We start from the raw sequence: 21,670 nt of genomic DNA on the forward strand, positions 1-21,670 counted from the left end.
GCGGGCGCGCGGGCGGTTGCGAAAAATGCAAACCGGCCTGCATCGTAAAACGTCGTCGGATCAGGTTGAAACATCCGGTTGGGTGGTGCTGGCCTGAAGGGGACGTTGGGAATGCTTCAAGGCGCGGAGCAAAGGCCGCAGGCCGCCGCGCCATCGGTGGGCCGTCCCGCGGCCTGCCGATTATTCTGATGTTGTCTCAAGCCTTTGAGCTTTGGAGTATGCCGCCTGCATAAAGTGAACCCCTACACCGTTGGATCGGCAGACCCCGGCCCACCGATGGCGCGGGCTTGGTCCAAGCGCGAATGACCGCAAAAGGCCAGAATCCGACCCGCCATGCGGTTGCACTTCGCATGATCGCAGCCCGGCTGTAGCCGCCCAAGGCATCGTTCAGGCAGCATACATGTGGCGCTGGATCGCCTGTATGGACCAATAATTACACATGCAAGTGAAGGTATGGCGCGCCCGAAAGGATTCGAACCTCTGACCCCCAGATTCGTAGTCTGGTGCTCTATCCAGCTGAGCTACGGGCGCGTTGGGGGCTAACTATCCGCCTGTTGCGGGCATTGCAAGGGGGGCTTGCAAGTATTTTCACAAAATATCCGTCAATTTGAATTCGGCATCCAGATGCGGAATTCTGTCCCGTCTTCGTCCGAACGCGTCAGTTCCAACCGGCCGCCATGGCCGTGAACCAGCTCTGCCGAAATCGCCAGTCCCAGCCCGACACCGCCCTTGCGCACACCGCCCTGAAACGCCTCGAACAGGTGGTCGCGGGCGCGCGGCGGCAGGCCGGGGCCGCTGTCGCCCACGCGGATGCACACACCGTTCTGGCCATCAGACTTGCTGTCCTGCGCCGATATCTCAATCACGCCGGGCTGGCGGGTGGCTTCCAGCGCTTGCCGCGCATTGCGCACCAGATTGTGCAGCACACGAAACAGCTGCTCTTCGTCGGCGCGCAAATGCAGCGTGCCCGGAATATCGGCCAGAAATGTCACCTGCGCCCCGTCGGTCAGGGCAAGGCGTTCGCTTTCGATCACATCCTCGATCAGGGGGGCCAGTTGCACGCGTGTCAGGCGGGGCGGTGGTTCTTCGGCCTTGCCGAATGCAAGCGTGGCTTCACACAGGTTGATGGCGCGCGACAATGACCCCACCAGTTTGGGGGCGGCGCGTTTTACGCTTGGGTCATCGCTGGCTTCCATCCGGTCGGCCAGCATTGACGCCGTTGTCAGCATGTTGCGCAGATCATGGCTGATGCGGGCCACCGACCCGCCAAGCTGGGCCAAGCGGTCCTTCTGGCGCAAAAGCCCTGTCAGATCGTTTTGCATCTTGTGCAGCGCTTCTTCCGCATCGCGCAATTCGCGGATGCTGGATTGCGGGGTGATGATGCGTGTCTGATCCTGCGGGGATTCGGCATAGACAGCCATTGACTGAATAACCCGGCGCATGGGTGTAACAACGAACCAGCGCACGGACAAAAACAGCAACAACGCCGTAAAAATGGAAATCGCCAGCGAAAGCAGCAGGATACGTTGGCCGTAATCCCATAATTCCTGATGCAGATCACGCGTGTCCAGCGCAATTTCAATCAGCAATCCGCCACGTTGCACAGGGTCGCCGATCACACGGATGATGCGTGTTTCGCGCGCGCCCAGTTCCTGAAACGCATCCCTGATCAGGGTGAACATGGTGCTTGTGCGCAGGTCATAGGTTGCATCGACAGGGCCGGGCAGGGGGGATGACAGGACCAGTTCGCGCACTTCGTCGCGGCGCAGAACTACGTTAAAAACGCCTGCGTTTTCAAGAAGTTCCCCGGCCAGTTCCCCCGCAATGGACCCATCGGACGCCAGCAGCGCCAGCGATGCGATCTGTGCGCGTTCCAGCCGCGCAAGCAGGTATTCCTCGCGGTAGCGGGCCACCGATGGCGCAAAAATCAGCACCTCTGCCAGCATCACGAAGATAACGGCAAGCAACAGGAACCGACCCGACAGCGTGTTGACGAACATGCTCCCTCATGCGCGCGCCGATTCTTAGGGCAGCCATCTCTGCACCATTCTGACGACGCGCTTTATCATAGGGTTATCAAATAGCTTGGGCGAAAAATAGGCCCCAGCCGCACGTTTGCCGATTTCCGCCAATGTCGGGTATGGCAGCACTGTCGCGGCAATCGCGCCAAGTTTCAGGTTATTGGCGATCGCCAGCGCAAACGGGGCGATCAACTCGCCCGCCTGCGCGCCTGCCAGCGTGACACCAACAGGCCGTCCGCGTGCGACCATCAGCTTGATGAACCCGTCGGTGCGCCCGTCTGCCTGCGCGCGGTCAATCTGGTCATACCCGATACGCTGCACGCTAAGTTGCCCGCCAAACTTCTGGCGTGCCTGCGCTTCGGTCAGGCCAATCTGGGCCAGTTCGGGGTCGGTATAGGTGACGCGCGGGATATGGTCGTGCCGCGCCCTGACCGGCAGGGAAAACAGGATGGACCGGATAACAAGGCCCGCATGATAGCCTGCAAGGTGGGTAAATTGCCCATGCCCCGCCACATCGCCAATGGCAAATACGCGGCGGTTCGTGCTGCGCAGATCGGCGCCCACCTTAATGCCGTTGCGGTCATGGGTAATGCCTGCTGCATCCAGATTCAAACGCTCCAGATTGGGTTTGCGCCCGACGGCCACCAGCAGATGCGTGCCTGCGAATATGGTGCCGCCCTTGACCTGCACTTCTATTGCGCCGGCGCGGCCTGAAACCTTCTCGACCTGTGCGTGCTCGATTATTTCAATGCCTTCATGACGCAACTGTGTCACCACAAGCTCTGTCGCCTCAGGGTCTTCGCGCCCCAGCGCGGATGCGCCATCAATCACGGTGACCCTTGCGCCAAGCCTGCGATGGGCCTGCGCCATTTCCAGCCCGATTGGCCCTGCCCCGATAATCAGCAGGTGGCCGGGGCAATCGTGTTGCGTGAACAGGGTTTCGTTGGTCATAAACGGCACGCCGTCCAGACCGGGGATCGGGGGCACCAGCGGGCTTGATCCGGTGGCAATGACGAAACGGCGCGCACGGATGGTGGTGCCGTTCACCTTGACCGTGTGAGGGGTGGTAAACTGCGCGTAGCCTTGAATGACCTGCACGCCCAGCCCTTCGAACCGGTCAACGGAATCATGCGGTTCAATCGTGGCGATGGTGGCATTCACATGGTCCATCGCCGTGCGGAAATCCTGCGGCTCTGCGCCCCCGCGGGCCTTGGCGGCTTTGGCCTGTGCCAGCAGCGCCTTGGACGGGACACAGCCATAATTCAGGCAATCTCCGCCCATTTTATGGCCTTCGATCAGGATAACGCGCGCGCCCATCTGCACCGCCCCTGCGGCCACGGACAGGCCACCGGACCCTGCGCCGATGATACAAATGTCGGTGTTCAGATCGCTCATAGCGGGGCTTCCTTTTTGCGCAGCGCTTTAATGACGACAGGTAACGCGGAAAGTGCCGCCAGCGCCAGCAGCGGGCCAAGGATATGCGGCTCGAAGATGATGGCCATATTCGGCGTTTCATCGCGGGCAAACACTTCGCCCAGACCGGCGCCAACCCATGTGTAGACAAAGCCGCCCGGCAATATGCCAAAGAAGGTCGTGGCCGCAAAGACAGACAGGCGCACGCCGATCAGGGCAGGAATGACATTCATGACAAAAAACGGCAGCACCGGCATCAGCCGCAGGGAAAACAGCACAGGCGCTTCATTTTCACGGATGGCGGATGTCAGGCGTTTCATCCGCCCGTCACTGGCATCGATCCTGGCAGCCATGGCACGCCCGAACCCTGCGCGCACCGCCAGAAAAATTAACACGGCCCCGGTCGTGGCGGCCACTAAATTGAACAGCGCACCCGGAAACAGCCCGAACAAAAAGCCCCCCGTAAGGGTGGCCGCCGTCGCGCCGGGCAGCGAAAAGGCAACGATTGCGATATAGGCCACGACAAACATCGCAGCCGTCAGGGTGTAATGCGCATCACGAAACCCCACCAAAGCGTCGCGGTTGTCGCGCAGCGCGTCAAACCCCAGATAATCGCGCAGCAGGATTGCGCCGATGACTGCTATACAAACGATAAACACAAGGGGCAGGCGCTGGCGCCATCGTGACGAATGCAGTGGGGCAGAGTTGCTCACGGGGCGATCCTTTATTGGTATTGTCCCTAACCTTCGTATCAGATGGCGCAATTGTTTCGCGCGCGATAGCATGATCACAACAGGTTGATCGCCTGCGAGTATATTCGCGCAAATATTACAGACCGATGTGATTTTTGCCAAATTCAACTTGAAACCGTGCAATTGCGAATTGACTTGCGCGGTTCGGGGCCGTATCTGGCGGGTCTGTAATTGGATGGGTGGCCGAATCCGAAGGGGTTGCGGTTGCCGGAATGAAGGAACGGAGCGATGAAACGCACCTATCAGCCCAGCAATCTGGTCCGCAAGCGCCGTCACGGTTTCCGTGCACGCATGGCAACCAAAGCCGGCCGCAAGATTCTGAACGCACGTCGTCGTATGGGCCGCAAGAAACTGTCGGCCTAAGGTATTTGGCCCGAGGTTTCGGGCCGGAAGGGACCATGATGGCACCGCCGAAAGCAGATGTGGCTGGGCAAATCGCCTGCGCTGCGGATGCGTCGGCGGTTTTATCATATGAAAAACCCGATATTCTGAAGCGGCGCGCTGATTTCTTGCGCGTGGCAAAAGGCAAACGCATGCCGTGTCCTGCATTTCTGGTGCAGGCCCGCGCGCGTGGCGATGAAAGCCCCTTTCGCGTTGGGTTCACCTGCTCCAAGAAAGTCGGCAATGCCGTTATGCGCAACCGCGCCAAACGCCGTTTGCGTGAAATCGCGCGGCTTGTGATGGCGGGGCAGGGGCAGGCAGGCTGGGATTATGTTCTGGTCGGCAGGCCAGATGCGACTGTCAGCCGCGACTTTGGCGCCATGTGCGCCGATCTGGAACATGTATTGCAAAAGCTGCACGGGGCAGGGCAATGACCCCGCTGGCATGGGTCTTTTCGCTGCCGGTGCGGTTTTACCGCGTCGTGTTCAGCCCGTGGGTCGGGCATGGCTGCCGCTATCAGCCGACCTGTTCTGCCTATGCGCTGGAAGCGCTGGAACGTCACGGTGCGATCAAGGGCGCGTGGCTTACGATGCGGCGCATCGGGCGGTGCCATCCATTGGGGGGGGCGGGCTATGACCCCGTGCCGGGCGCGGATGCCGATCATGATGCAAAACAGCATCGCTGATTTTGCAGTGCGGCGGGTTTTATTGCATAGGCATATAATCAAGGATGGTTCCCCGAATGCTTGACGAAACTGCTGATCTTCCGCTTATTTTGCAAGGTGCCCCTGACACGACCGAATTTCGCAAACTGCGCAAGCGCATCATCCGCGAAACCCGCGCCGTGATCGAGCAGTATGGCATGATCGAGCAAGGGGCGCGCTGGCTGGTTTGCCTGTCGGGCGGAAAAGACAGCTACACATTGCTGGCAGCATTGATCGAGTTGAAATGGCGCGGGCTGTTGCCGGTGGAGATTCTGGCCTGCAATCTGGATCAGGGCCAGCCGAACTTTCCGGCGACGGTGCTGCCCGAATTCCTGACACGGATGCAGATCGCGCACCGAATCGAATACAGGGACACCTATTCCATTGTTGTGGACAAGGTGCCGCAAGGGCGCACCTATTGCGCGCTGTGTTCGCGGTTGCGGCGTGGCAACCTGTATCGCATTGCCCGCGAAGAAGGGTGCAGCGCTGTGGTGCTGGGCCATCACCGCGATGATCTGCTGGAAACCTTTTTCATGAACCTGTTTCACGGCGGGCGTATGGCGACCATGCCGCCGAAACTGCTGAATGAAGACAGGGATATGTTTGTCTACCGCCCACTGGCTTTTGTTCCAGAAGACGATTGTGACCGGTTTGCGCGGGCCATGAATTTCCCCATCATTCCCTGTGATCTGTGCGGGTCGCAAGAAGGGTTGCAACGCATGCAGGTCAAGGCGCTGCTGGATGAATGGGAAAAGCGCAGTCCGGGACGACGGAATGTCATGTTCCGTGCCTTGATGAATGTGCGTCCATCGCATATGCCGGACCCACAGCTTTTCGACTTTCTGGCCCTTGCGCGCGGGGCCAAACGCCCGCCCGACCCGAATGCGCCCCCTGATCTGACCTTGTGACAGGATAAAACAGGGAAAACCGCTTGACCTTTGCCCAGTGCTTCTGTTGAACCGGGCGCGACCCATTATGTGACAGGAAACGGCCTTTTCATGGACGAACAGAACCGCAATCTGCTTTTGGCCTTTGCTCTCAGCCTGTTTGTGCTGGTTGTCTGGATGTGGATGTTCCCACCGCCCGAACCCGCGCCGCAGGACGCCGCCGATGTGGCTGAACTGCCCCTTGCCGAAGGCGAGCAGGCGCCCGCTATGGTCGAAGGGCTTGACAGCGACGGGCTGCCGGAATTGCCGCGTATCGACATCGATACCCCGCGTCTGGTCGGCACGATCAACCTGCGTGGTGGCCGCATCGACGATCTGGCGCTGCGCGATTACCGTGAAACGGTCGATGCCGATTCCGACATTGTGCATTTGCTGACCCCCGAAGGTTCGCGTGAGGCGTTCTACGCGCTGCATGGCTGGCGGCCGGGCCGTGATATGGGCTGGGATGACGTGCCGGGTGCCAGCACCGCCTGGGAACTGGTGGACGGCACGCGCCTTGCACCGGGCGCGCCTGTGATGCTGGCCTGGACCAACGATCAGGGCGTGCGGTTCACACAACGCTATGATGTGGACGAAAACTTCATGTTCACCATCACGCAAGGCGTTGAAAACACAGGTGATGTCACGGCGCGGGTTGCGCCCTATGGCTTGCTTTCACGCCATGGCGAACCGTCCGATCTGGAAAATTTCTTCATCAGTCATGAAGGGTTCATCGAAGTTGCCGATGGCAAGCTGAATGAAGACAAATACAAGGCCATTCGTGACCTGCGCGTCCATGAGCGCGAGAATACGAATGCGCGTGTGACCGAAGTTGCTGAAAACGGCTGGCTGGGCATCAGTGACAAATACTGGATGGCGATGCTTGTGCCCGAACCGGGGCAGGCGTTTTCAGCCGTGTCGCGGTTTATTCCGTCGCGCGATGTCTACCAGACCCGCGCCGACCTGCCGACACTGGTTGTCGGTCCGGGCGAAAGCGAACAGGTCCAGACGATGTTCTTTGCCGGTGCCAAGGAATGGAGCATCATCCGCGCCTATGAACGTGAACTGGGGATTGACCGGTTCATTGATGCGATTGACTGGGGCTGGTTCTTCTTTCTGACCAAACCCATCTTTGCGACGCTGTATTTCATCAATGGAATCATCGGAAATATGGGGTGGTCCATCATTACCCTGACGCTGCTGATCAAGGCCGTGTTGCTGCCGTTGGCGTGGAAATCCTATGTCAGCATGGCCAAGATGAAGGAACTTCAGCCCGAAATGATGGCGCTGAAGGAACGCGCGGGCGATGACCGCCAGATGATGCAGCAGGAAATGATGAAGCTGTATAAGGAAAAGAAGGTGAACCCCGCTGCGGGCTGCCTGCCGATCCTGTTGCAAATTCCGATCTTCTTCTCGCTTTATAAGGTTATTTTCGTCACGATCGATTTGCGCCATGCGCAATGGTTCGGCGTGTTCAACGATCTGTCCGCGCCTGACCCCACATCCATCATGAACCTGTTCGGGTTGTTGCCTTGGGCGGCACCGCACCCCGAAAGCATTCTGGCGATGGTGTTCATTGGCATTCTGCCCATCTTGCTGGGTGTGTCGATGTGGTTGCAGATGAAACTGAACCCGACACCCACCGAACCCATTCAGCAGGCCGTGATGATGTGGATGCCGTGGATATTCATGTTCATGCTGGGCTGGTTTGCATCGGGTCTGGTGCTGTACTGGATCGCGAACAACGTCATCACCTTTACGCAGCAATATTCCATCATGGCGATGAATGGCAGCAGGCCGGATCTTCTGGGTAATATTGGCGTGAAAAAGAAGAAGAAGGGCTAGGCACATGGGGTGGCGGCTGGCGCATATTTTCCGCCATCCCATCAAGGCGCATGGTCGGCAAGAGCTGGCACATGTCGCCCTGAGCGAGGGGCGTTGCCTGCCGTTCGACCGTCAGTGGGCTGTCGCCCATGAAGCGGCCAGATTGCGCGACGGCTGGAACCCGTGCATGAATTTCACGCGCGGCGCGAAAACCCCCGCATTGCAGGCAATTTCCGCGCAGCTGGATGACGGGACGGGCCAGATCACCCTGACCCATCCGGCACGCCCGTCCCTGACATTTGCCCCCGATACCGCACAAGGACAGGCGGATTTTCTGAACTGGGTTGCGCCACTGATGGCGGGCGGGCGCGCACAGCCGGTGCGGCTGGTCACCGCAGGGCGGGGCATGACGGACACGGATTTCGAATCCGTATCCATCCTGAACCTTGCGTCAAACCGTGTGCTGGGCAAACGTCTGGGCCGTGATCTGGGACTTGACCGCTGGCGCGGCAATCTGTGGTTGGACGGGCTTGCCCCATGGGAAGAATTTGACCTGCTGGACCGCGAACTGGCCATCGGGGACGCGCGGCTGAAAATTGTCGAACGTATCACCCGGTGTCGCGCGACAATGGTGGATTGCGCCACGGGCCGGATTGATGTTGATACGCTTGCGGAACTGGACGCAGGCTATGGCCACACAGATTTTGGCGTCTACGCCATTGTCACGCGCGGCGGCACCATCCGCACGGGCGACACACCGGAGCTTTGCGCATGACACAACTGCCTTTCCCCATTTCCGAAGAACCAACCCCTGAGGCCGCCGAACGGGGGCGCAAACTGATGACCGGTCAGGTGGAATTCCTGAAAGGGGTGGTCGCCATGGACGGCCTGCCGCCTGCAGACAGGATGGAAGTGTGCTTTGCTGGCCGTTCCAACGTGGGCAAATCAAGCCTGATCAATGCGCTGACGGGGCGTAAGGCGATTGCGCGCACGTCCAACACGCCCGGCCGGACGCAGGAAATCAACTATTTCACAGTTGCGGACAGTCATTATCTGGTAGATTTGCCCGGCTATGGTTTCGCCAAAGCGCCCATTCCCATTGTGGAACGGTGGCAGCGCCTGCTGAAAGCCTATCTGTCGGGGCGGGCCACATTGCGACGGGCGTTCTTGCTGGTGGATATGCGCCACGGGGTCAAGCCGGTCGATGCGGAAATCATGAAACTTCTGAACAGTTCCGCAGTCACCTTTCAGGTGGTGCTGACCAAGGCTGACAAGCTGGGCAGTGCAGCACGGGACCAGACATTGGAACAGGTGCGCAGCGCGCTTGCCAAACATCCCGCCGCATATCCGGAAATTATTGTCACCTCCTCCGAGACGGGGGACGGTATTCCCACTTTGCGCGCGATTATCGCGGACCTGACTTAACATGAAGAAGCAACGCCCCATGACACAGGATTGGTTTGCCACCGCCCGGACCCTGTCCGAGGCCCTACCGTATTTGCAGCGCTATTCCGGCGCAATCGTCGTCATCAAATTTGGCGGCCACGCCATGGGCGATGCCGAAGAGATGGCGTCTTTCGCGCGCGATGTGGTGCTGATGCGTCAGGTCGGTGTGAACCCCGTCATCGTGCATGGTGGCGGACCGATGATTAACGAAATGCTGCAAAAGCTGGACATCCAGTCCGAATTCGTGCGCGGCAAGCGTGTGACCGATGCGGCCACCATGAATGTGGTTGAAATGGTGCTGTCAGGGTCTGTGAACAAACGCATTGTGCAGGCTATCCAGCTGGAAGGCGGCAAGGCTGTCGGGCTGTCGGGCAAGGATGGGGGCATGGTCACCTGCGAACCTGACGACCCCGAACTGGGGCTTGTGGGCCGCCCGTCAAGCATTAACACCGAATTGCTGCATCATCTGTTCACAGGCGGGTTTATTCCGGTCATAGCGCCGCTGGGCATGGGGTTGCAGGGCGAGACATATAACATCAACGGCGACACGGCCGCAGGTGCCATTGCCGCCGCGCTGAAGGCCGACCGCCTGCTGCTGCTGACGGATGTGTCTGGCGTAAAGAACGAGCACGGTGATGTGGTGACACAGCTTAGCCCCGCCCATGTCCGCACATTGACCCAAAAGGGCGTGATTGCGGGCGGCATGATTCCAAAAACGCAAACCGCCCTTGATGCCATTGACGGGGGCGTGCGTGCTGTGGTCATCCTTGACGGGCGCGCGCCCAATGCGTGCCTGCTGGAATTGTTCACCGATCACGGCGCGGGCAGTATTATCCGCGAGTCCGTGCCATTGGCCAAAGCATAAGGATGACGCATGCCGCAGGTGCCGGACCGCATTGCTGATCTGGCGCAGGCACATGCACTTGCTGTCATGGGCAGTGTTCAGCGTGATCAGGCAGTGTTGCCTGACGGTGTGCAGACGCTGGTTCTGCTTGGCCCGCACGGGCCGGGCTTCTGGGAAACCTTCACGGCCAGTCCCGAGTATATCGACGGCACCCCCGATCCGATGGACCGCTGGTCGCGCCGTATCATTGATGTGATGGCGCAGCAGCTGGGCGCGCGCGCAATCTATCCGTTTGGCGTCCGGCCGCCGCACCCGTTCTACAGTTGGGCGCTGGCAACGGGCCGCGTCTGGTCGTCGCCTGTGCAATTTCTGGTGCATGACAGGGCGGGACTTTGGGCGTCTTTTCGCGGGGCCTTGGGGTTCGCTGACATGTTGGACCAGCCCGCGCGCCCCGCAGCCCCCTGCACAGGCTGCGCGCAGCCCTGCACCACAGCCTGCCCTGTGGGCGCATTGACACCGCAAGGGTATGATGTGCCCGCCTGCCATGCGTTCCTTGACAGTGCGGACGGTCAGCGCTGCATATCGGGGGGCTGCGCTGTGCGGGCCGCCTGTCCGGTGTCGCGCGCTTTTGGCAGGCACCCGGACCAATCTGCATTCCATATGAGGCAGTTTCACCCATGACCCTACGCCTGATCCTGACACGCCACGCGAAATCCGACTGGGACAACCCGCTGGATTCGGATCATATGCGTCCGCTAAACCCGCGCGGGCAACGTGCGGCCCCCGTGATCGGGCGCTGGCTGGTGCGCAAGGGCTATCTGCCGCAGCAAGCGCTGGTGTCGGATGCGACACGCACGCGCCAGACATGGGAACGCCTGGGGGCCGAATTTCCCGCAGCCGTGCCCGCACAGTTTGAAGCGGCGCTGTATCATGCAGGGCCGGAAGTGATGCTGCGCGTCCTGCGCACGGCGCGCGCGCAAACGGTCATCATGATTGGGCATAATCCGGGCATTGCCGCGTTCGCGCGCATGTTGCTTCGCGTGCCCCCGACCCACCCGGATTTTGGCCGCTATCCGACCTGTTCAACGCTTGTTGCGGAATTTGACGCAGCCGATTGGGGCGCTGTGGGGTATGGCAGCGGGCAGGCAGTGGCGTTCATTGTGCCGCGCGATCTGGATCAGCCGGACTGAAGCGCAAAATAGAAGCGTGCGGCGTCCAGAAACGCGCACCTGCGACCATTGGCCAGCCTTTCGGCGTCTTCATCGCTGCCCCATTGCTCTATCTGCCAATCTTCGTCCACGCGTGATGCGGTCCACAAGTCCTGCGGGGTGGCGAACCGGTCGATCGTTGCCAGACCAATAATCAACGATCCCGACATCGACACCAGATCATGAAAGGCCGTCAGTTCGAACGCATCAAGGCGTTCCACATCTGTGCGCATGCTGGCCAGCAGCACCGCCGGTTGCGGGGCGTGGATCACACCGACATAGGTGGCTGGTCTTACTCCGTAGCGATGCGCGGCCCAGTCCAGCAACGGGTCCCATGCCTGCGCTTCGCGTGCAATCAGTTCCTGCGGTGCTTGCGCACGGTAACAGGTCAGGTCACTGTCGCCATAATCGGCGATCATCGCGGTCACTTCGGTTTTCTGGCCACGCACCTTGTCGATTGCGGCATTGGCTGCGCGTGTGGCTGGCATTGTTTCGGGGTTTATGACATCGCCCTGTGCGCGCCATTCGTCCGCGATCAGGTCCGCGAAAGCACGCGTCGGTACCAGCAGCGGTGCCTTGGCTGGTGTTTTCAGCGAACGCCCGTCCAGCGTGACAGTGAAGCCGCCCTTTGCCGCCTCGACTACGGCGTTCGTCCAGAAGCGCTTTTTGACCCAACCGCTCATGCCTGACCCGCTGCCCAGATGCGCCCCAAGGCCGCGGGCAGGGCCGCAAAATCATCAATGACATGTGGACCCAGCGCATCGGCAGGGTGATAGCCCCAACTGACGCCAAGCGCATGTATTCCCGCCGCGCGCGCCATGTCCATATCATAGGTGGTGTCGCCCACCATGACCGCATGCGCGGGCGCAATGCCGGTTTCGCGCAGACAGGCATGGATCATCGCGGGATGCGGTTTTGACGGGTGGTCGTCGGATACCTGCATCGTCGCAAACTGCCCTGCCCAGCCATGCGCGGCCACCAGATGGTCCAGCCCGCGCCGCGATTTTCCGGTTGCGATGCCAAGGACCAGATCGCTTTGCAGGGCCAGCCCCGCCAACACGTCCGCAGCACCTGCATACAGGGGGGACAGGTCTTGCGCGCGCAAGGACGCAAACGCGTCCTTATAGGCGACAACCAGTTTCAAGTGTTCTGCCGGGCCCAGTTCCGGTGCCAGCCGTGCCATTGCGACAGGCAGCGACAGCCCGACGATGGACAGAACCTGCGCGCGGGCAGGCAGGTCATGCCCAATGGTGCTAAATGCCAGTTCCATGGCTGCCAGAATATGGCCCTGACTGTCCACAAGCGTGCCATCCACATCGAAAATGACAAGGCGTCGGGTCATGTTTCATCCTCGAACGGGTTGGCGGGCACATCGCGTGCATTCCAGCCAAACAGTTTCCAGCTTTGTTCCATATGGTCTGGCAACGGGGCGGTCAGGTCCAGCAGATTGTTGGTAACCGGATGCATGATCCGCAAGGACCGCGCATGCAGATGCAGCTTGCGGCTGACCGCGCCGCCGATACCCGCGCCCCAGCCATCGCCCAGATTTTCCTGCGCAGACCCGCCATATTTGCCATCACCGATGATGGGATGGCCCATTTCTGCCATATGTGCGCGCAACTGGTGGGTGCGGCCCGTGATCGGTGACAGCGCCATCCATGCCGCGCGCCCCGCCAGCCGTTCCAGAACTGCAAATTCGGTCATGGCACGTTTCGCGCCTTCGGTCTGGTCCACTTCGGCGGGGTGGATGCAGCGCATCTTTTCGCCTGCACCGCGCCCGCCGGTTTTCAACAAGCCGTAACGGATTGTGCCCTTGGCAGGCTGGGGAACACCCGCGACCAGCGCCCAGTATATCTTGCGCGCTTCACGGTGACGAAAGGCCTCGGCCAGACGACGGGCCACGCGCGGGGTGCGCGCCAGCAGCAGCACCCCTGACGTGTCCTTGTCCAGCCTGTGCACCAGAACGGGGCGTTCCTTGAACCCGAAGGTCAATGCCTCGGTCAGCCCGTCGACATGGCGCGCGCCCTGTCCGCTGCCGCCCTGACTGGGCAGACCGGCGGGCTTGTTCAGCGCGATGATATGGGCATCTTTCCAAAGAACGGCGCGCTGGATCATTTCGGCGTCGGCGGGCGATATGCCTGTTTTCGGGGTGGGGGGGGCTGCGGGTGTGTCGGGCAGGGGCGGGATACGCACGGTCTGGCCAGCCTCGATGCGGCTGGACGCCTTGACCCGCCCGCCATCAACGCGGATTTCGCCCTTGCGGCAGGCTTTCTCGATCAGGATTTGTGTGATCTGCGGGAATTGCCGCTTCAGCCAGCGATCCAGCCTTTGCCCGCCATCTTCCGGCCCCACCTGTCGTGTTTGCACTGCGCTCATGATCTGTTCCTTGTGTGTGGCCCTTCCTTTTCCTGCCCGTGGCCTGTTGTCAACCGATTGCCCTGCGCGCGCCCCCCCTGATGTGCGGATCAGCGCGGCATCTTGCCAAAACACACGCGGGGGAACAGGCGGGGCAACAGGCTATTGCGCGCGTTTTGCGCGCAATTTGGCGAACCATGCCACACGCTTGGACAATTCGCGTTCAAAGCCGCGTTCGGCGGGTTGATACAGCACCGGGCGTTTTACCCCTTCGGGGAAATAATCCTGCCCTGAAAACCCGTCCTCGGCATCGTGATCATAGGCATAACCTTCGCCATAGCCCTGATCTTTCATCAGTTTGGTCGGCGCGTTCAGAATATGTTTTGGCGGCACGGTAGATCCGGTTTTCTTGGCCAGTGCCAGCGCCCCTTTCCATGCCACATAGCCTGCGTTCGATTTGGGGGCGAGCGCCAGATAGATGACCGCCTGCGCCAGTGCAAGATCGCCTTCGGGGCTGCCCAGCCGTTCATAGCTTTGCCACGCTTCAAGGCAGATCTGCTGCGCCTGCGGGTCGGCAAGGCCAATATCCTCGACGGCCATCCGTGCCAGACGGCGGGCCAGATAACGCGGGTCTTCGCCGCCATCGATCATGCGTGCGAACCAATACAGCGCCGCGTCAGGGTCCGACCCGCGCACGGATTTATGCAGCGCCGATATCAGGTTGTAATGCGCATCACCGCCCTTGTCATATTGCGCCGCGCGCCGCATCAGGCGCTGCGCAAGGGCGTCTGTGTCCAGTTTCCCCGTCACCTTCCAGCCCATGACCTGTTCGATCAGGTTCAAAAGCGCGCGGCCATCCCCGTCGGCCATTTCCAACAACGCCTCGCGGGCAGGGCCGGTCAGGGGCAGGGGGCGTGCCAGTTCCTGTTCTGCGTGCTGGGCCAGACGTTCCAGCGCAGCCAGTGTCAGGCGTTCCAGAACAATAACCTGCGCGCGCGACAACAACGCGGCGTTCAGTTCAAAAGACGGGTTCTCCGTCGTGGCCCCCACCAATGTGATGGTGCCATCTTCCATATGGGGCAGAAAGCTGTCTTGCTGGGATTTGTTGAAACGGTGGATTTCGTCCACAAACAGCAATGTGCCGCGCCCGTTCTGGCGGCGCATCTTGGCCTGCTCGAACACTTTGCGCAGATCAGGCACGCCGGTAAAAATGGCGCTGATCTGGATGAAATGCATGTCGGTCTGATGGGCCAGCAGGCGCGCAATCGTGGTTTTACCCACACCGGGCGGCCCCCACAGCACCAGGGACGCCAGTTGCCCGCTGGCAAGCATTGCCCCTAACGGGCCGTCTGGTCCCAATGCCTTGTCCTGACCGATAACCTGTGTCAGATCGGCAGGCCGCAGCCGGTCTGCCAGCGGTCGGTTGGCGCTGGGCGGGGCTGCATCGGCGGATGTGTCAAACAGATCAGGCATGGCCACAGGCTACGCCCATGTATGCGCCAGTAAAAGCCCGAAATACCGTCATATCCGAAAGCGCAGCGAAACGCGCCTGCCATCGCGCAAGACGTCGATATGCCAGTTCCGCGACTGGCTGGCACTCAGGCGCAGCACGTCATCGGTGGTGTGCACATCTTCGCCATTGATGGCCAGCAAAATATCGCCTGTGCGCAATCCTGTGCGGGCGGCAAAATCCTGAACGCTGGTGGCCAGCACACCTTCCGCACTTGGCGACAGGTTGAATTCCGCGATAACACCGGGATTGATGCGCGCGACCGACAGGCCGCGCAACGCGGAACGCCCGTCAATGCTGCGCGCCTGACGGTCCGGTGTTTCCGGCGGGGCTATCAGGTTCATGCGTGTCGTGCGTATGTCATCGCCGTGCCGGTAGGACAGCTCGGATGATGATCCGATACCCTGACTGGCCAGCCGGAACATCATTTCCGGTGCCGAATTGACGGCCGCGCCATCCACGCTCAGGACGATATCGCCACGTTGCAGGCCCGCTTCAGACAAAGGGCTGTCAGGGTGCAGGTCCAGCAAGATGACACCTTCGGGGATGGGTTGATCAAAGGCTTGCGCAAGAGAGGCATCGACCGCCTGCGCGGTGACGCCGGCCCATGGGCGCTGGAACCGTGTCTGCCCGTCGCGCGCCTGTTCCACCACCTGCGCCACAAGATTGGCAGGAATGGCGAAGCCAATTCCATGCGATGCGCCAGAGCGTGTGATGATTGCTGTATTCACGCCCACCAGCCGCCCTTGCATATCGACCAGTGCGCCGCCTGAATTGCCGGGGTTGATGGGGGCATCCGTCTGGATGAAATAGCCGCGCCCGGACCCCACCGCGATGCCAGAGCGTGCAAGGCCGGATATTATGCCGCTGGACACGGTTTGCCCCACTCCGAACGGGTTGCCAATGGCCAGCACCAGCTCGCCCACCTCAACCTGATCGGAATCGGCAAATTCCAGAACTGACAAATCGGACGCATTGCGCAGCTTCAGAATGGCAAGGTCGCTTTCTTCATCGGTCAGGACAATATCGGCATCATATTCACGCCGGTCATTCAGCACGACACGAATTTCGGTCGCATTCCCCACAACGTGGAAATTGGACACAACAATCCCGTCGTCAGACACGATGACCCCGGACCCGAGCGAGTCCTGCACGCGCGGTGTGATCTGACCGAAATCACGGAACAAATTCCCGAAAAACGGGTCATCGGCAAAGGGGCTTTGGCGCTGCGCGACAATGCGCTGGGCATAAATATTGACAACGGCAGGGGCGGCATGACGCACTACAGGCGCAAAGCTAAGCTGCACCTGACCCAATGTTTCGGGCACGGATTGCGACGACGCAGCCGCAGGAAATATTGCTGCGCAAACCATCGCAAGCACAACTACAAGACGCATAAACGCATTCCCTTTTCTGAACCGGCATTCCCCATGATATAGGTATCCGCCCGCAGACAATTCAACGCAAAAAGCCCGCACATCCGGTGCGGGCTTTCCATAAGGCACGCTGCGTGGGGCGCAGGCTTATTCTTCGGTCGCGTCCTCGGCTTCCAGACGGGCCAGATCGGCTGCGCCTTTTGCGGAAACGTCACGTTCGACGAATTCGATGATCGCCATGGGCGCCATGTCACCATAGCGGAAACCGGCTTTCATGATGCGGACATAGCCGCCCTGACGGTCCTTGTAACGCGGGCCAAGAATTTCGAACAGCTTGGCAACATGCATGTCCTGCTTAAGCTGCGATGCGGCCTGACGACGCGCATGCAGGTCGCCGCGCTTGGCCAGCGTGATCAGCTTTTCGATGATCGGGCGCAGTTCCTTGGCTTTGGGCAGGGTGGTCTTGATCTGCTCATGTTCAATGAGCGAGCCTGACATATTCGCAAACAGCGCCTTGCGGTGCTCATGGGTGCGGTTCAGGCGGCGGTAACCTCTGGCGTGACGCATGTGATATCTCCTTTAACGTCGTCATTTTTACTTTGTCTGGCCGTGGATTGCGTGACCACGGCTCTCCTTGGGGCTTTTGGCCCGGGTCGCGTAGGGCGCGCGCACATGCACGCGCCCTACGCTTTTATCTTGCAGGCGGGGCGTCTAGATGCCCCACCCCTCAGAACTGGTCTTCAAACCGTTTGGCCAGCTCGTCAATATTCTCAGGCGGCCATTCTTCTACATCCATACCCAGATGCAGGCCCATGCCCGACAAAACTTCCTTGATCTCGTTCAGCGACTTGCGCCCGAAATTCGGGGTGCGCAGCATCTCTGCCTCGGTCTTCTGGATCAGATCGCCAATATAAACGATATTGTCGTTTTTCAGGCAGTTGGCCGAACGGACAGACAGTTCCAGCTCGTCCACTTTCTTCAGCAGAAGCGGGTTGAACTCCAGTCCGTCATCGGCATCTTTCGCACCAGCGGCTTCGGGTTCGTCGAAGTTGACAAAGACCTGAAGCTGGTCTTGCAGAATACGCGCGGCATAAGCCACGGAATCTTCTGGTGTGACCGACCCGTCCGTTTCGATTTTCATCGTCAGTTTGTCATAGTCCAGAACCTGCCCTTCGCGGGTAGGCTGAACTTCGTAGCTGACCTTGCGCACCGGCGAGAAGATCGCATCAATCGGGATAAGCCCGATTGGCGCATCTTCGGGGCGGTTCTTGTCGGCTGAAACATAGCCTTTGCCGGTGTTGATGGTCAGTTCCATGTAAACGGACGCGCCATCATCAAGGTGACAAATAACCAGTTCCTTGTTCAGAACCTCGATACCCGCGCTGGTGGTGATGTCGCCTGCGGTCACAATGCCCGGACCCTGTGCCGACAGCGACACGCGCTTTGGCCCTTCGACATCCATGCGCAACGCAACACTTTTCAGGTTCAGCACAATGTCGGTCACATCTTCGCGCACACCCGGCACGGACGAAAATTCGTGCAGGACATTGTCGATCTGAACAGATGTAATTGCAGCACCTTGCAGCGATGACATCAGCACGCGACGCAATGCATTGCCCAGCGTCAGACCAAAGCCGCGTTCCAGCGGTTCTGCGGTGACAGTTGCACTGCGGTTTGCATCTGCGCCTTGCTTGATATCAAGCTGCACAGGTTTTATTAGTTCTTGCCAATTTTTATGGATCATGGTCGCCTCCATTCCTGTCGCATTGCCATGACCCAGCAACACAACGCCCGAGGATCTAGAATGACGTAATCGGGCCGCGCGGATATGCGCAGCCCGACCTGTAAATCTGCTGAATTAGACGCGGCGGCGCTTGGGTGGGCGGCAGCCGTTATGCGCCATTGGCGTGACATCACGAATAGATGTGATGTTGAAACCGGCAGCGGCCAGCGCACGCAGTGCCGATTCACGGCCCGAGCCTGGACCCTGAACTTCGACTTCCAAAGTTTTCACGCCATGCTCTTGTGCTTTTTTGCCAGCATCTTCTGCGGCAAGCTGCGCAGCATAAGGTGTCGACTTGCGCGACCCTTTGAAGCCCATTGTGCCAGCCGACGACCATGAGATCGCGTTGCCTTGCACATCAGAAATCAGGATCTTGGTGTTGTTGAAGCTGGAATTCACATGCGCGACGCCAGCGGCAATATTCTTGCGGACCTTCCGCTTAACGCGGGTTTTATCACGAGCCATTTCTGAACCCTCCCCTTATTTCTTCTTGCCGGCAATAGCTTTTGCCGGACCTTTGCGCGTGCGCGCATTGGTGTGCGTGCGCTGACCGCGCACAGGGAGGTTGCGACGATGGCGCAGACCACGATAAGAGCCGATGTCCATCATGCGTTTGATGTTCATCTGAACTTCGCGGCGCAGGTCACCTTCAACAGTGAAATTCGCGTCAATATATTCACGAACTGCCAGAACTTCGGCGTCCGACAATTCATTGATACGACGTGAAGTGTCAATATTGACTGCTTCGCAGACTTGGTGCGCGAATTTCGAACCGATGCCATGAATATAAGTCAGGGCGATGGGGACGCGCTTCCCCGTCGGGATGTTTACGCCAGCAATACGTGCCACGCGGGTCTTCCTTTCGTTGCGGTTCCGTAATCCCAGAACCTTTTTTCACAACACGGGGGCATGGCCCGCGTGCATTTTAAACAACACCGCGCCCCGAAACAGGGCGCGATTCTGCGTATGAGTGTGTCGCGTATGCGTTTTCGCGCCAAAGGTCAAGGCCAATGCTGTGACTGTCAATCGGCCAGTTCTGCGGCCCTGCTGATCACGTTGTCAGGATGCTGGCAATCTTGGCGGAAACCGTGTCCATCTCGCCCATGCCATCGACGACTTCCAGCCGTCCCTTGGCATGGTAATAGCCCAGCAGGGGGGATGTCTGCTTGTAATAGGCCATCAGACGGGTGCGCAGCGCATCTTCGGTATCATCCGCGCGGCGCGTAAATTCGGTCCCGCCACATACATCACAAACGCCTGCCGTCTTTAACGGGCGTGTGGTGTCGTGATACACCTCGCCGCAGGTCGCGCAGGTGAAGCGTCCGGTGATACGGGCCACCAAGGCATCATCATCCACGCGCATTTCGACAACATGATCGATGGCACCGCCTTTGGACGACATAAGCGCTTCCAACGCATCGGCTTGGGCCAATGTGCGTGGAAACCCGTCAAAGATGGCCCCCGCGCCATCCAGACTGTCCAGCTTCTCAGCGATCAGGCCAATGACGATTTCATCGGTGACCAGTTCGCCGCGGGCCATGACATCGGCAACCAGATTGCCCATTTCCGTGCCCGAGGTCTTGGCCTCGCGCAGCATGTCGCCGGTGGACAGCTGCACCATGCCACGCTCGGTCACAAGGCGTTTCGCCTGGGTGCCTTTGCCCGCACCCGGTGGGCCGATCAGTATGATATTCATCGCCGCGCCGGTGCCTTCGGTTTGCCAGTGGTGCCGCGACGCTTGCCTTTGCCGCGAAGCTGTGATTTTTCCAGCAGCCCCTCATATTGATGCGCAAGCAGATGCGACTGAACGCGATTGATTGTGTCCATCGTGACCGACACAACAATCAAAACGGATGTCCCGCCAAAATAGAACGGAATGGCCAGTTGTCCGCGCAGGATTTCCGGCAGCAAACACACCGCTGCCAGATAGATTGCACCCACTGTGACAAGGCGCGTCACCACATAATCCAGATAGTCCTGCGTGCGTTTCCCCGGACGAATACCCGGAATAAACCCGTTCTGGTTCTTCAGGTTATCGGCCACATCATCGGTCTTGAATGACACGTTTTGCGTATAAAAGAACGTGAAGAAGATGATCATTGCCGTGAAGAACATCAGATATGCAGGCTGGCCGGGGCCGAAATATGCCAGCACCGTGGCCATCAGTTCACTTTGCGAATTGCCCGAGAATGTGGCGACAGTGGTGGGCAGCAGCAACAAGGAGGATGCAAAGATTGCGGGAATCACGTTTGCGGGGTTCACCTTGATGGGCAGGTGCGATTGCCCGCCGTCAAACACCTTCATTCCGACCTGACGGCGCGGATACTGGATGGTGATCTTGCGGATTGCGCGTTCCATGAACACGACAAACGCAATCACCGCGATAATCATGATAACCACACCGACAATCACCGCAGGCGAAATGTCACCCGAACGGCCCTGACTTAGGAACTGTGCCAGTGCGGCGGGAATTTCTGCGATAATGCCCACAAAAATGATCAGCGAAATACCGTTACCGATGCCGCGTTCGGTGATCTGCTCGCCCAGCCACATCAGGAACATGGTGCCGCCAACCAGCGTGATGACCACTGCGGCGCGGAAGAACCAGCCCGGATCGGTGGCCAGATCACCGGCTTCCAGTGACACGGCCAGACCGTAGGATTGCCCCAGCGCCAGCAGCACTGTCAGATAGCGGGTATACTGGTTCAGCTTGCGCCGCCCCATTTCGCCTTCTTTTTTCAGCTGTTTCCACGGTTCATACATCGCGCCGACCAGCTGCACGATAATCGCCGCCGAAATATAGGGCATGATGCCAAGCGCGAAAATGCCCATACGGCTGATGGCGCCGCCGGTGAACATGTTCAGCATGCCGCCGATGCCCGACGCCGCTTCATCCATGAATTCACGCAAAGCCAGACCGTCAATACCGGGAACCGGAATATAAGTGCCGATGCGGTAGACGATCAGCAGCCCCAACGCGAAAAAGATGCGCTTGCGCAGGTCGGTCGCCTTTGCCAGCGCCCCCCAGCTGGTATTGGCCGCGAGTTTGTCAGCAGAAGATGCCATGCTCGTCTCTCTCTTACATGTCAGCGCCGCCAGACCGGGGTCCCGGTCGGCGGCGCGAAATC

General features: G+C 59.6%; 24 protein-coding genes and 1 tRNA gene. 10 read left to right on the plus strand and 15 right to left on the minus strand.

What is annotated here, in order from left to right; translation table 11 throughout:
- Positions 1-454 precede the first annotated feature (454 nt).
- The 4 genes from P8S53_RS05855 to P8S53_RS05870 form a co-directional block, all read right to left on the minus strand.
- A tRNA-Arg gene (locus P8S53_RS05855) sits at positions 455-531 on the minus strand.
- Positions 532-602: 71 nt separating this feature from the next.
- The gene (locus tag P8S53_RS05860; protein WP_277806209.1) at positions 603-2,000 is read right to left on the minus strand and encodes a HAMP domain-containing sensor histidine kinase; all 1,398 of its coding nucleotides are present in this window, start codon (positions 1,998-2,000) and stop codon (positions 603-605) included.
- A gap of 24 nt (positions 2,001-2,024) precedes the next feature.
- Positions 2,025-3,416, minus strand: coding sequence for an NAD(P)/FAD-dependent oxidoreductase (locus P8S53_RS05865; RefSeq protein WP_277806210.1), 1,392 nt, complete (start codon positions 3,414-3,416; stop codon positions 2,025-2,027).
- Entirely contained in the window at positions 3,413-4,147 is a 735-nt protein-coding gene (locus P8S53_RS05870) for a TVP38/TMEM64 family protein (protein ID WP_277806211.1), read from the minus strand. The genes P8S53_RS05865 and P8S53_RS05870 overlap by 4 nt, the downstream gene beginning before the upstream one ends.
- Before the next feature lie 267 nt (positions 4,148-4,414).
- On the opposite strand from P8S53_RS05870, the gene rpmH reads away from it, so the two are divergent.
- The 10 genes from rpmH to P8S53_RS05920 all read left to right on the plus strand — a co-directional run bounded on the left by rpmH (position 4,415) and on the right by P8S53_RS05920 (position 11,500).
- Positions 4,415-4,549 (plus strand): 50S ribosomal protein L34, encoded by a 135-nt coding sequence (rpmH, locus tag P8S53_RS05875; RefSeq protein WP_277806212.1) that lies wholly within the window; start codon positions 4,415-4,417, stop codon positions 4,547-4,549.
- Positions 4,550-4,587: 38 nt separating this feature from the next.
- Complete coding sequence (rnpA, locus tag P8S53_RS05880) at positions 4,588-5,001, plus strand: ribonuclease P protein component (RefSeq protein ID WP_306417880.1); 414 nt, start codon at positions 4,588-4,590, stop codon at positions 4,999-5,001.
- Positions 4,998-5,252 carry a membrane protein insertion efficiency factor YidD gene (yidD, locus tag P8S53_RS05885; protein ID WP_277806214.1) on the plus strand — a complete coding sequence of 85 codons (255 nt, stop codon included), beginning with the start codon at positions 4,998-5,000 and terminating at the stop codon, positions 5,250-5,252. The genes rnpA and yidD overlap by 4 nt, the downstream gene beginning before the upstream one ends.
- A 56-nt stretch (positions 5,253-5,308) precedes the next feature.
- Positions 5,309-6,178 carry a tRNA 2-thiocytidine(32) synthetase TtcA gene (ttcA, locus tag P8S53_RS05890; protein ID WP_277806215.1) on the plus strand — a complete coding sequence of 290 codons (870 nt, stop codon included), beginning with the start codon at positions 5,309-5,311 and terminating at the stop codon, positions 6,176-6,178.
- A gap of 90 nt (positions 6,179-6,268) precedes the next feature.
- Positions 6,269-8,041, plus strand: a complete 1,773-nt coding sequence (gene yidC / locus P8S53_RS05895; protein ID WP_277806216.1) for a membrane protein insertase YidC — start codon at positions 6,269-6,271, stop codon at positions 8,039-8,041.
- 4 nt (positions 8,042-8,045) lie between these two features.
- Entirely contained in the window at positions 8,046-8,795 is a 750-nt protein-coding gene (locus P8S53_RS05900) for an MOSC domain-containing protein (protein WP_277806217.1), read from the plus strand.
- A complete protein-coding gene (gene yihA / locus P8S53_RS05905; RefSeq protein ID WP_277806218.1) occupies positions 8,792-9,445 on the plus strand; it encodes a ribosome biogenesis GTP-binding protein YihA/YsxC in 654 nt (217 codons plus the stop codon). Before P8S53_RS05900 ends, yihA begins: the two co-directional genes overlap by 4 nt.
- 19 nt (positions 9,446-9,464) lie before the next feature.
- Entirely contained in the window at positions 9,465-10,331 is an 867-nt protein-coding gene (gene argB / locus P8S53_RS05910; RefSeq protein WP_277806219.1) for an acetylglutamate kinase, read from the plus strand.
- Positions 10,332-10,340: 9 nt separating this feature from the next.
- Positions 10,341-10,991 carry a hypothetical protein gene (locus tag P8S53_RS05915; RefSeq protein ID WP_277806220.1) on the plus strand — a complete coding sequence of 217 codons (651 nt, stop codon included), beginning with the start codon at positions 10,341-10,343 and terminating at the stop codon, positions 10,989-10,991.
- Positions 10,988-11,500 (plus strand): histidine phosphatase family protein, encoded by a 513-nt coding sequence (locus P8S53_RS05920; protein ID WP_277806221.1) that lies wholly within the window; start codon positions 10,988-10,990, stop codon positions 11,498-11,500. Before P8S53_RS05915 ends, P8S53_RS05920 begins: the two co-directional genes overlap by 4 nt.
- On the opposite strand, the gene P8S53_RS05925 is transcribed toward P8S53_RS05920, so the two are convergent.
- The 11 genes from P8S53_RS05925 to secY form a co-directional block, all read right to left on the minus strand.
- A complete protein-coding gene (locus P8S53_RS05925; RefSeq protein ID WP_277806222.1) occupies positions 11,488-12,201 on the minus strand; it encodes an ATP12 family chaperone protein in 714 nt (237 codons plus the stop codon). The genes P8S53_RS05920 and P8S53_RS05925 overlap by 13 nt on opposite strands.
- Complete coding sequence (locus P8S53_RS05930; RefSeq protein ID WP_277806223.1) at positions 12,198-12,860, minus strand: HAD-IA family hydrolase; 663 nt, start codon at positions 12,858-12,860, stop codon at positions 12,198-12,200. Before P8S53_RS05930 ends, P8S53_RS05925 begins: the two co-directional genes overlap by 4 nt.
- The gene (locus P8S53_RS05935; RefSeq protein ID WP_277806224.1) at positions 12,857-13,894 is read right to left on the minus strand and encodes an RluA family pseudouridine synthase; all 1,038 of its coding nucleotides are present in this window, start codon (positions 13,892-13,894) and stop codon (positions 12,857-12,859) included. The genes P8S53_RS05930 and P8S53_RS05935 overlap by 4 nt, the downstream gene beginning before the upstream one ends.
- A 141-nt stretch (positions 13,895-14,035) precedes the next feature.
- On the minus strand, positions 14,036-15,346 hold the full coding sequence (locus P8S53_RS05940) for a replication-associated recombination protein A (RefSeq protein WP_277806225.1): 1,311 nt from the start codon (positions 15,344-15,346) through the stop codon (positions 14,036-14,038).
- Positions 15,347-15,394: 48 nt separating this feature from the next.
- Complete coding sequence (locus tag P8S53_RS05945; protein WP_277806226.1) at positions 15,395-16,780, minus strand: trypsin-like peptidase domain-containing protein; 1,386 nt, start codon at positions 16,778-16,780, stop codon at positions 15,395-15,397.
- A gap of 126 nt (positions 16,781-16,906) precedes the next feature.
- Positions 16,907-17,326: a 50S ribosomal protein L17 gene (gene rplQ, locus P8S53_RS05950; RefSeq protein WP_277806227.1), complete on the minus strand. Its 420-nt coding sequence runs from the start codon at positions 17,324-17,326 to the stop codon at positions 16,907-16,909.
- A 160-nt stretch (positions 17,327-17,486) separates the two neighbouring features.
- Entirely contained in the window at positions 17,487-18,503 is a 1,017-nt protein-coding gene (locus P8S53_RS05955) for a DNA-directed RNA polymerase subunit alpha (RefSeq protein ID WP_277806228.1), read from the minus strand.
- 114 nt (positions 18,504-18,617) lie between these two features.
- A complete protein-coding gene (gene rpsK, locus P8S53_RS05960) occupies positions 18,618-19,007 on the minus strand; it encodes a 30S ribosomal protein S11 (RefSeq protein ID WP_274352291.1) in 390 nt (129 codons plus the stop codon).
- 15 nt (positions 19,008-19,022) lie between these two features.
- Positions 19,023-19,391 carry a 30S ribosomal protein S13 gene (gene rpsM / locus P8S53_RS05965; protein WP_277806229.1) on the minus strand — a complete coding sequence of 123 codons (369 nt, stop codon included), beginning with the start codon at positions 19,389-19,391 and terminating at the stop codon, positions 19,023-19,025.
- Positions 19,392-19,593: 202 nt separating this feature from the next.
- Complete coding sequence (locus P8S53_RS05970) at positions 19,594-20,238, minus strand: adenylate kinase (RefSeq protein WP_277806230.1); 645 nt, start codon at positions 20,236-20,238, stop codon at positions 19,594-19,596.
- Entirely contained in the window at positions 20,235-21,608 is a 1,374-nt protein-coding gene (secY, locus tag P8S53_RS05975; protein ID WP_277806231.1) for a preprotein translocase subunit SecY, read from the minus strand. The genes P8S53_RS05970 and secY overlap by 4 nt, the downstream gene beginning before the upstream one ends.
- Positions 21,609-21,670 lie beyond the last annotated feature (62 nt).

Origin of the sequence: Roseinatronobacter sp. S2, from assembly GCF_029581395.1 — a bacterium.
GTDB lineage: Bacteria > Pseudomonadota > Alphaproteobacteria > Rhodobacterales > Rhodobacteraceae > Roseinatronobacter.